The sequence below is a fragment of the Phyllobacterium sp. P5_D12 genome, from assembly GCF_054049495.1.
This window is the reverse complement of the sequence record NZ_JBFUMG010000148.1, coordinates 1-9,288: the sequence shown is the minus strand read 5'-3', so window position 1 is coordinate 9,288 and position 9,288 is coordinate 1. Positions and strand designations below refer to the sequence as shown.

Annotated in this window: 13 protein-coding genes and 3 tRNA genes; 5 read left to right on the top strand and 11 right to left on the bottom strand. The window is 55.9% G+C overall.

Annotated features, from left to right (window positions below; translation table 11 throughout):
- The 11 genes from rpsC to ACXJ5O_RS12000 form a co-directional block, all read right to left on the bottom strand.
- On the bottom strand, window positions 1-313 hold a 313-nt coding region (gene rpsC, locus ACXJ5O_RS12050), incomplete at its 3' end, for a 30S ribosomal protein S3 (RefSeq protein ID WP_457300094.1).
- Window positions 313-702, bottom strand: a complete 390-nt coding sequence (gene rplV, locus ACXJ5O_RS12045) for a 50S ribosomal protein L22 (RefSeq protein ID WP_112526903.1) — start codon at window positions 700-702, stop codon at window positions 313-315. The genes rpsC and rplV, both read right to left, overlap by 1 nt.
- Before the next feature lie 2 nt (window positions 703-704).
- Window positions 705-983: a 30S ribosomal protein S19 gene (gene rpsS / locus ACXJ5O_RS12040; RefSeq protein ID WP_008124912.1), complete on the bottom strand. Its 279-nt coding sequence runs from the start codon at window positions 981-983 to the stop codon at window positions 705-707.
- A gap of 15 nt (window positions 984-998) precedes the next feature.
- Window positions 999-1,832 (bottom strand): 50S ribosomal protein L2, encoded by an 834-nt coding sequence (gene rplB / locus ACXJ5O_RS12035; RefSeq protein WP_457300093.1) that lies wholly within the window; start codon window positions 1,830-1,832, stop codon window positions 999-1,001.
- A gap of 20 nt (window positions 1,833-1,852) precedes the next feature.
- On the bottom strand, window positions 1,853-2,146 hold the full coding sequence (locus tag ACXJ5O_RS12030; protein WP_106716810.1) for a 50S ribosomal protein L23: 294 nt from the start codon (window positions 2,144-2,146) through the stop codon (window positions 1,853-1,855).
- Entirely contained in the window at window positions 2,143-2,763 is a 621-nt protein-coding gene (rplD, locus tag ACXJ5O_RS12025) for a 50S ribosomal protein L4 (protein WP_262293442.1), read from the bottom strand. The genes ACXJ5O_RS12030 and rplD overlap by 4 nt, the downstream gene beginning before the upstream one ends.
- Window positions 2,763-3,515 (bottom strand): 50S ribosomal protein L3, encoded by a 753-nt coding sequence (gene rplC, locus ACXJ5O_RS12020; RefSeq protein WP_114429382.1) that lies wholly within the window; start codon window positions 3,513-3,515, stop codon window positions 2,763-2,765. Before rplC ends, rplD begins: the two co-directional genes overlap by 1 nt.
- Window positions 3,516-3,540: 25 nt before the next feature.
- The gene (rpsJ, locus tag ACXJ5O_RS12015; RefSeq protein ID WP_008124902.1) at window positions 3,541-3,849 is read right to left on the bottom strand and encodes a 30S ribosomal protein S10; all 309 of its coding nucleotides are present in this window, start codon (window positions 3,847-3,849) and stop codon (window positions 3,541-3,543) included.
- Window positions 3,850-3,912: 63 nt separating this feature from the next.
- Window positions 3,913-5,088: an elongation factor Tu gene (gene tuf, locus ACXJ5O_RS12010; RefSeq protein ID WP_457300092.1), complete on the bottom strand. Its 1,176-nt coding sequence runs from the start codon at window positions 5,086-5,088 to the stop codon at window positions 3,913-3,915.
- 89 nt (window positions 5,089-5,177) lie between these two features.
- Window positions 5,178-5,251: transfer RNA gene (locus ACXJ5O_RS12005), tRNA-Gly, on the bottom strand.
- Between the two features lie 121 nt (window positions 5,252-5,372).
- Window positions 5,373-5,457: transfer RNA gene (locus ACXJ5O_RS12000), tRNA-Tyr, on the bottom strand.
- 240 nt (window positions 5,458-5,697) lie between these two features.
- Here ACXJ5O_RS12000 and rlmB point away from each other — a divergent pair.
- The 5 genes from rlmB (at window position 5,698) to ACXJ5O_RS11975 (ending at window position 8,568) form a co-directional block, all read left to right on the top strand.
- Complete coding sequence (gene rlmB / locus ACXJ5O_RS11995) at window positions 5,698-6,561, top strand: 23S rRNA (guanosine(2251)-2'-O)-methyltransferase RlmB (RefSeq protein WP_457300091.1); 864 nt, start codon at window positions 5,698-5,700, stop codon at window positions 6,559-6,561.
- A gap of 94 nt (window positions 6,562-6,655) precedes the next feature.
- Window positions 6,656-7,249, top strand: coding sequence for a cytochrome b (locus ACXJ5O_RS11990; protein WP_112530956.1), 594 nt, complete (start codon window positions 6,656-6,658; stop codon window positions 7,247-7,249).
- Window positions 7,246-7,839: a YceI family protein gene (locus ACXJ5O_RS11985; protein ID WP_457300090.1), complete on the top strand. Its 594-nt coding sequence runs from the start codon at window positions 7,246-7,248 to the stop codon at window positions 7,837-7,839. Before ACXJ5O_RS11990 ends, ACXJ5O_RS11985 begins: the two co-directional genes overlap by 4 nt.
- A gap of 91 nt (window positions 7,840-7,930) precedes the next feature.
- Window positions 7,931-8,006 (top strand) — tRNA-Thr (locus ACXJ5O_RS11980).
- Window positions 8,007-8,172: 166 nt separating this feature from the next.
- On the top strand, window positions 8,173-8,568 hold the full coding sequence (locus tag ACXJ5O_RS11975; RefSeq protein ID WP_457300089.1) for a hypothetical protein: 396 nt from the start codon (window positions 8,173-8,175) through the stop codon (window positions 8,566-8,568).
- The last annotated feature ends 720 nt before the right edge of the window (window positions 8,569-9,288 follow it).

Below are 9,288 nucleotides of genomic sequence, written 5' to 3'. Positions count from 1 at the left end.
CAACGATATTGAGCGTTGTGTCGCCATTGGTCATTTCTGACAGCTTGCGGCGCAACTTCTCGATATCGGCGCCCTTCTTGCCGATGATCAGACCCGGACGTGCAGCATGGATCGTGACGCGGCACTTCTTGTGCGGACGCTCGATCACCACCTTGGAGATGGCTGCCTGCTTCAGTTCGTCCATCAGATACTTGCGGATCTTCAGGTCTTCATGCAGCAGCTTGCCGTATTCACCGGTGTTCGCGTACCAACGCGAGTCCCAGGTGCGGTTGATGCCGAGGCGGAAGCCAATCGGATTAATCTTCTGGCCCATTATGCGGCCTCCCCTTTTTCCTCAGCTTCGCGAACGACGATCGTCAGATGCGAGAATGGCTTCTCGATCCGGCTTGCACGACCGCGACCACGAACATGGAAGCGCTTCATCACGACTGACTTGCCTACATAGGCTTCAGCAACAACCAGTGTATCAACATCCAGGTCATGGTTGTTTTCTGCGTTGGCGATAGCCGATTCGAGAGTCTTTTTCACCGTGCCTGCAATGCGCTTGCGCGAAAATTCCAGGTCGGCAAGAGCGGCGTTTACCTTCTTGCCACGGATAAGAGCAGCCACCAGATTAAGCTTCTGAGGGCTGATGCGGAGCGTGCGGGCAACGGCTTTCGCCTCGTTGTCCTTAAGCTGGCGCGGAGCCTTAGCCTTGCCCATCGTTATTTCCTCTTCGCTTTCTTGTCCGCGCCGTGCCCGTAATAGGTACGCGTCGGAGCGAATTCACCAAACTTGTGTCCGATCATCTCTTCGTTGACCGAAACCGGAACATGCTTGTTACCGTTGTACACGCCGAAGGTCAGACCGACGAACTGCGGCAGGATCGTGGAGCGACGGCTCCAGATCTTGATAACTTCACTGCGACCGCCCTCACGTACCTTCTCAGCCTTCTTGAGAAGATAGCCATCGATGAACGGGCCTTTCCAAACTGAACGAGCCATTTCAGACTACCTCTCTTACTTCTTGCGCTGATGACGCGAACGAGCGATGAACTTGTCCGTCGACTTATTGGAGCGCGTCTTCTTGCCCTTCGTGGGTTTGCCCCACGGAGTAACCGGATGACGTCCGCCTGACGTACGGCCTTCACCACCACCGTGGGGGTGATCGACCGGGTTCATGGTAACACCACGATTGTGCGGCATCCGGCCAAGCCAACGGCTGCGACCTGCCTTACCAAGGTTGATGTTGCCATGGTCAGGGTTCGATACCGCACCGACCGTCGCAAAGCACGAACCGTGGACGAGGCGCTGTTCACCTGAATTCAGGCGAAGGATTGCCATGCCCTGATCGCGGCCGACGAGCTGCGCATAGGTACCGGCGGAGCGAGCGATCTGACCGCCCTTGCCTGGCTTCATCTCCACATTGTGGATGATGGTGCCGACCGGCATTGCCTGCAGCGGCATCGCATTGCCTGGCTTCACGTCCGTCTGTGCGCCAGCAATAACGCTATCGCCAACGGCCAGACGCTGCGGCGCCAGGATGTAGCTCAGCTCACCGTCTTCGTAGCGGATGAGCGCGATGAATGCGGTCCGGTTCGGATCGTATTCAAGCCGTTCGACCTTGGCAGCGATGTCGTGCTTGCGACGCTTGAAATCAACGAAGCGGTATGAGCGCTTGTGCCCGCCACCCTGGAAACGCACGGTAATGCGACCGGTGTTGTTACGACCACCCTTCGACGACAGACCTTCGGTCAGAGCCTTGACAGGCTTGCCCTTGTAAAGCTCCGAACGGTCCACGATGACCAGCTGACGCTGGCTTGGTGTGGTTGGATTATAATGTTTGAGTGCCATTGTCTTTACTCCACGGCCCCTCAGAGACCAGTCGAAACATCGATCGACTGCCCTTCGGCAAGCGTCACGACTGCTTTCTTGACATCACTCTGGCGCCCGACGATGCCGCGGAACCGCTTCACCTTGCCTTTGCGCACAGCTGTATTGACTGCAGTAACCTTCACGCGAAACAGCGCTTCGACTGCGGCCTTGATTTCCGGCTTCGTTGCCTTCTTGGCTACGTTGAAGACGACCTGGTTATGTTCGGAAACCAGGGTCGACTTCTCGGTAATGACCGGGCTGACGATCACGTCGTAGTGGCGAAGATCAGTCATTTGAAACGCTCCTCGAGAGCTTCAACTGCTGCCTTGGAAAGCACGAGCTTGCCACGACGCAGGATGTCGTAAACATTGATGCCCTGAATTGGCAGAACATCGATGTTCGGGATGTTCGAAGCGGCACGGCGGAAATTCGCATCGATCTCGGCACCGCCGATGAGAAGCGCATTTTCGAGGCCAAGCTTGGCGAACTGCGAAACAAGTACCTTGGTCTTGGCTTCGGTCGACAGAAGATCATCGACGATGATCAGGTCGGAAGCCTTTACCTTGGCGGACAGGGCATGACGAAGTGCAAGTGCGCGCACCTTCTTCGGCAGGTCATGATCGTGGCTGTGAACAACCGGACCGTGAGCCTTACCACCGCCGCGGAACTGCGGAGCACGTGCCGAATGGTGACGGGCGCGGCCCGTACCCTTCTGCTTGTACATCTTGGCGCCGGTCCGTGCGATTTCCGAACGGCCCTTTGCCTTGTGCGTGCCCTGCTGCTTGCGAGCAAGCTGGTAACGGACCATGCGCTGAAGGATATCGTCGCGCGGCTCAAGACCGAAAATCTCCTCGGAGAGTTTCACCTTGCCGGCTTCTTTGCCTTCAAGTGTTGTGATCGAAAGGTCCATTATTCGGCTCCCTCGGTTGCCTGTGCGACTTCTGCATCAGACACGGCTGCTTCAATGTTTGCGGCCTCGTCGACTGCAAGCGCCCGGAGACCAGCTGGCTTGGGAGCATTGTCCGGCAGCGCTTCCTTGACGGCATCGCGGACCAGTATCCATGCACCCTTGGAACCAGGAACAGCACCACGAACCAGAATAAGGCCACGATCGAGGTCCGTCGAAACGACTTCGATGTTCTGTGTGGTGATACGGGTCGAACCCATATGACCGGCCATCTTCTTGCCCTTGAACACCTTGCCCGGATCCTGACGCTGACCGGTAGAACCGTGAGCGCGGTGGGTGACCGAGTTACCGTGCGTTGCGCGGTGACCGCCGAAGTTGTGGCGCTTCATGGAACCGGCAAAACCCTTACCGATAGAAGTACCAGTCACATCGACCTTCTGGCCGGCAACGTAATGTTCGGCTGTGATCTCAACGCCGACATCGAGAAGATTGTCGACAGAGACGCGGAATTCCGCGACTTTAGCCTTTGGCTCGACTGAAGCCGTCGCGAAATGACCGCGCAAGCTCTTCGTCGTATTCTTTACCTTGGCCAGACCTACACCGAGCTGAACGGCAGTGTAGCCATTCTTCTCGACTGTACGCTGAGCCACAACCTGACAATTCTCCATCCGGAGTACTGTCACCGGCACATGCTCACCTGCGTCGTTGTAGACGCGAGTCATGCCCAGCTTCTGTGCAATTACACCTGAACGCATCGGTTCGTCCTTCCGTCCTCAAGCCTTACAGCTTGATCTCGACATCAACACCAGCGGAAAGATCGAGCTTCATCAGCGCGTCAACTGTCTGCGGCGTTGGGTCTACGATATCGAGAAGACGCTTATGAGTGCGCATCTCGAACTGTTCGCGGCTTTTCTTGTCGATATGCGGCGAGCGGTTAACCGTGAACTTCTCGATCCGCGTAGGAAGCGGGATCGGTCCGCGCACATTGGCACCGGTACGCTTGGCAGTCGACACGATCTCCCGCGTCGAATCGTCAAGGATCCGATGATCAAACGCCTTGAGGCGAATGCGGATGTTTTGACCGTTCATTTCATCTTTTCCTTGTTTAGCGGCGACGCCTTGTAACAGGCGCCGTCCGCATAAAACCTTAAATTACTCAATGATCGACGAGACGATGCCAGCACCGACGGTGCGGCCACCTTCACGGATAGCGAAGCGCAGCTTCTCTTCCATGGCGATCGGCACGATCAGCGTCACATCGACTGCGATGTTGTCGCCGGGCATGACCATTTCCGTGCCTTCCGGCAAAGTCACAACACCCGTCACGTCGGTCGTGCGGAAGTAGAACTGCGGACGGTAGTTGGAGAAGAATGGCGTGTGACGGCCACCTTCGTCCTTCGTCAGGATATAGGCTTCTGCCTTGAACTTGGTGTGCGGCTTGACCGAACCKGGCTTGGCAAGGATCTGGCCGCGCTCGACGTCTTCACGGCCAACGCCGCGGATCAGCGCACCGATGTTGTCGCCGGCCTGGCCCTGGTCRAGCAGCTTGCGGAACATCTCGACGCCGGTCACCGTCGTCTTCGTCGTCGGCTTGATGCCGATGATCTCGACTTCTTCACCAACCTTGACGATACCGCGTTCAACGCGGCCCGTTACAACCGTACCACGGCCGGAGATCGAGAAAACGTCTTCGATCGGCATCAGGAACGGCAGGTTGATCGGACGCTCTGGCGTCGGAATGTACTTGTCGACTTCCGCCATCAAGGCACGTACGGCGTCTTCGCCGATTTCCTTGTTGCTGTCTTCGAGTGCAGCCAAAGCCGAACCCTTGACGATCGGAATGTCGTCGCCCGGGAAATCATACTTCGACAGAAGCTCGCGTACTTCGAGTTCAACGAGTTCGAGAAGCTCGGCATCGTCAACCTGGTCGACCTTGTTCAGGAACACGACGATCGCCGGAACGCCRACCTGACGSGMMAGCAGGATGTGCTCGCGGGTCTGCGGCATCGGGCCGTCGGCAGCCGAAACGACCAGGATCGCGCCATCCATCTGTGCCGCGCCGGTGATCATGTTCTTCACATAGTCGGCGTGGCCGGGGCAATCGACGTGCGCATAGTGACGGGCTGGCGTCTCATATTCGACGTGTGCCGTCGAAATGGTGATGCCGCGCGCCTTTTCTTCCGGCGCTGCGTCAATCTGGTCGTACGGCTTGTACTCACCGAAATACTTCGTAATCGCTGCCGTCAACGACGTCTTGCCATGGTCAACGTGACCAATCGTGCCAATGTTGACGTGCGGCTTGTTACGTTCAAACTTGCTCTTAGCCATAACTGTCGTTCTCTCGTCATCACAACCGGTCTAGGGCCGGCACCATGTTTGTAGTTCAGACGAGACAGCGCGCCGTCCGTCAGCAAATCTGGAGCGGGTAGCGGGAATCGAACCCGCATATTCAGCTTGGAAGGCTGCTGCTCTACCACTGAGCTATACCCGCATATCTCGCTGATCCGTGCATCTTTTGGACGCGGCAGAATACAGCAACACATAGATAGCGCATAACCGTTCCAAAACCGAATCGGGCTTTGAACTATGCGCCAGGCGGTCGGTTCCGGCAGTGGTGGAGGAGGTTGGATTCGAACCAACGTAAGCCAAGCTAACGGATTTACAGTCCGTCCCCTTTAACCACTCGGGCACTCCTCCGGTCACTGCCGATGGAACCGCGCCATTTGGCACTCTGCACACAGCTTTCCGGAGATAACCGGGCGGCTGCTTGCGGAGGGCCTTATGCCGACTAGCCTCCATGGTGTCAACACTTCCCTGCAGAAAATGAACGGCTTGTGGAAATAGGCTAAAGAAATATGACGGCGGAGCAACCAGCACGCGCAATTTTCCGCCACAAGCATGTATCGTTCAGCGCAATGAAAGGTTATATGTCGCGCCATGGCCGATCAAAAACCCACCCATACACAAAAAGATTCACACTACGCGACGCTGCGTCGCCAGTTCCGCGATCAAAAGGCCGGGGGAGCACCGCAGCAGGCGGAGCGCGCATCACGGCCACCCGTCAGCGGCACGCCAGCGCCGGAAGGTCTGATACGACTCTACGGCTTGCATACGGTACGCGCAGCACTGGACAATCCGGCTCGCAAGATCAAGCGGATGCTCGTTACCAAAAACGCCCTCGACCGGCTGGAAATCACCAACACCGACGCCCTGCCCTTCGACGTTGACATCGTCGAGCCTCGCGCCATCGACAAGGAGACCGGCTCAGAGGCCGTGCATCAGGGCGTTATGATCGAAGCTCAACCGTTGAAGGCGCAATCGCTGAAAGCGCTGCAGGAGAGCCCGCTGCTGCTTATTCTCGATCAGGTGACCGATCCGCACAATGTCGGCGCTATCATGCGCTCGGCCGTCGCCTTCGGTGCCGGTGCTATCATCACGACGGCTCGCCACAGCCCGCAAGAATCTGGCGTTCTGGCGAAAGCCGCGTCTGGCGCCCTCGAACTCATCCCCCATGTCGAGGTACGAAATTTAGCTGACGCCATCGCCGAGCTACATGAAATCGGATTCATCACCATCGGCCTTGATTCGGAAGGGCCGTTAGAGCTGGAAAATACGATGTCCAAGGGCCGGATCGCCCTGGTGCTCGGCGCCGAAGGCAAAGGCCTGCGGCAGAAAACACGTGAAACTGTAAACCACCTCGCCCGGCTCGATATGCCCGGCGCGATCAAATCGCTGAATGTATCGAACGCAGCGGCCATTTCGCTTTATGCAGCGCAACGTTTCTTGAACAGCAAAGATTAAATAAAAGACACGTTCGAATTTTTTTTGAGCAAGTAGTGTTCACCTCGCATCGGGACCATCGATCAACAATCGAATCCCGTCACGGAGTGTACATATGCTGCGCAACAACAAAGAGTCTTTCGGTCTTATATCGATCCTTTTCCACTGGGTCATCGCACTGATTTTCCTCGGTCAGATCCCGCTCGGTTATTGGATGGTAAGAACAAGCGATTTCACGCTGCAATTCAGCCTGTATCAATGGCACAAATCCTTCGGCTTTCTTGTTCTTGGTCTCTCAGCGCTCCGCCTTGTCTGGAAATTCGCGAACACTCGTCCAAGCGATCCCGCAACTATGGGCCCGTTGGAGCGTGCAACTGCCCACGCAGCCCATGTCATCCTCTATCTCAGCCTGTTTATTATACCGGTGACAGGCTGGGCCATAGCCTCAAGCTCGCCCCTGCAGATACCAACATTCATGTTCAACCTTGTGGTGATCCCGCCACTTCCCTTGGGCATATCCGACAGTGCGGAAGCGTTCTGGACCGCTATTCACGCTTATTTGGCCTATTTTTCCGCCGCAGTGGCCGTTGGTCATATCCTTGCGGCGCTGCACCACCATTTCTGGAAGAGGGATGCAATCTTAACGCGCATGCTCAATCCCCACCGCAAGGCGCCGGAGCGGCAGCTAACTCAGAAAGTCAAATCATGAAGACCACTACCCAACTGTTGTCGACGGTCACCCGGATCGCGATTGCTGTTACGCTTGCCTCCATCCCGCTCGTCGCAAAGGCCGATACACTTTCCCAAGTCGCCGGCAGTTACAAAATACAGCCGTCCTCCCGCATCGGTTTCTCGGTTGGGCAAGTGGGCGGCGGCGGAATCAAGGGAGACTTCAAGAAGTTCTCAGGCGTCTTCAAGCTCAACCCGACCAGTATTGGCCAGTCGTCAATCAATTTCACGCTCTATCCGGAAAGTGTTTCTACCGGGCAAGCTCGTATCGAGAATTTTCTGCGCTCCGACGCGGTTTTCGACTCCGCCAATTTCCCGACGATCACGTTCAAATCAACCCAGGTTACCCAAACCAGCCCGAATACCGCCGAGATCGCCGGGATGCTGACGGCGCGCGGCAAGACCAGCCCTGCAAGCTTTCAGGCGAGCCTGGCGAACCACGGCAAAAACTCGATTACCTTTCAAGTAGAAGGCAAGATACTTCGCTCGCGCTACGGCATGGATGTTGGCACGCCAATCTACTCAAACGTCGTCCAGTTCGATATGCAGATAGATGGCCAGCGCTCGTGAGGCGATCTTGTCGAACAGAAGACGCATTTATTTGGCGTAAACGACATTTTCCATTTTACAGATAGAAGGTTTGTGCTAAGCGGACGCCGCTGCCCTTGTAGCTCAGTTGGTAGAGCATCTGATTTGTAATCAGAGGGTCGGGAGTTCGAGTCTCTCCGGGGGCACCATTTTCTCTTGAAATGACAAGTGAACAGTGGCGGCGTTATCCGCCTCTGCCACTGTCGCGCTACCTCCATGACTAATCATCGATGCCTTCGAGCGGCAAGGTTGTCGTCAACCTGTGCATGTTGCTATGATGTATTGGACCAGCCGATTGGCTTATTGGAGGTTGCCATGACATCCGGAAGCAACAAAACTGACAGTGAAGCCTACGAGTTGGCAAGCAGAACAGCCGATGCACAACGAGCCAAGCTTCCCGACTGGCAGCGCAATCAAATCAGCGATTCCGATATGCAAACTGGAGAAACGTGGTTTGTTTGGGGTTTTTACGGCGCGATGACCGATGACATCGAGCGGCGGAGACGGCTGCTGGTTGCTTATGTCAACAACAGATATACCGACGGAAAGAGTAGCGAACAGCTCTTCGACGAAATCTCCAAAGCTGCGCAAGAAGGAAACCGGTTGTTCGATGCGATAGCAGCAGCGGGCGGTCAGGCGTACCGGGAAGGCGGCGACGGCCATCTGGCGAACATCGCAACAATCTTTCTGAACGTGAGCAGAAACCACTAGGCGGGCGCGCTGAGGAAAAAATCCGCAAGACCCGCCATTGGGGCTTCTGCAAAATGGGGAGGAAAAAGACGTAACGTTTGCGTCTCTTCTCCTCCCAGCTAGGCTGACCGTTAAATCGGGGTGCAATCAAGGTCGAAAGTCGGTCAGTGCGACGAGAATACACCCGCTGCGGGTTGCGGTATGTGTAGCTATATGGCTATCCACCGAAAGGCGTATTTCGCTTCCTTGCATGGCCTTCATAGAGAAAAAAGGGAGGAGAGAGACGAACGCATGGCGGGGGGATGCTGTGCGCTCGTAGATCTCTATCTCCTCCCAGTACAGGCCGATCACCGGCAGGACTTGGGAGTCCTCCCGATCGACCGAGGGAATAATACAACGCTGCATTGAGAACGTATGTGTGACAAAGGAACTCCCTATCTCAAGTTGCATCAATCCTAATGCTACAACTTGCCGGACGGTTGCCATAAGTCGTTTGGACAAAAGTGATGCCGCGCGCGCACAAAAACGTCCGACGCTTGCAAAAATATAGTGGTTATCAGCCTCCCCTACCCACTATGGGTTGATTTCAGACGGCCGAATCAGGTCAAATCCTCAAATGACGCGGCAACTGCGGCTGGAGGGATTGAAGAGATGACCATGAGCTTCGAGGAGTTTCAAGGTTCGCGTGATTACAGTGACGATCTCCATGCGGAAGGTTTGTGTGAAGGCGAAGGCTTCGTC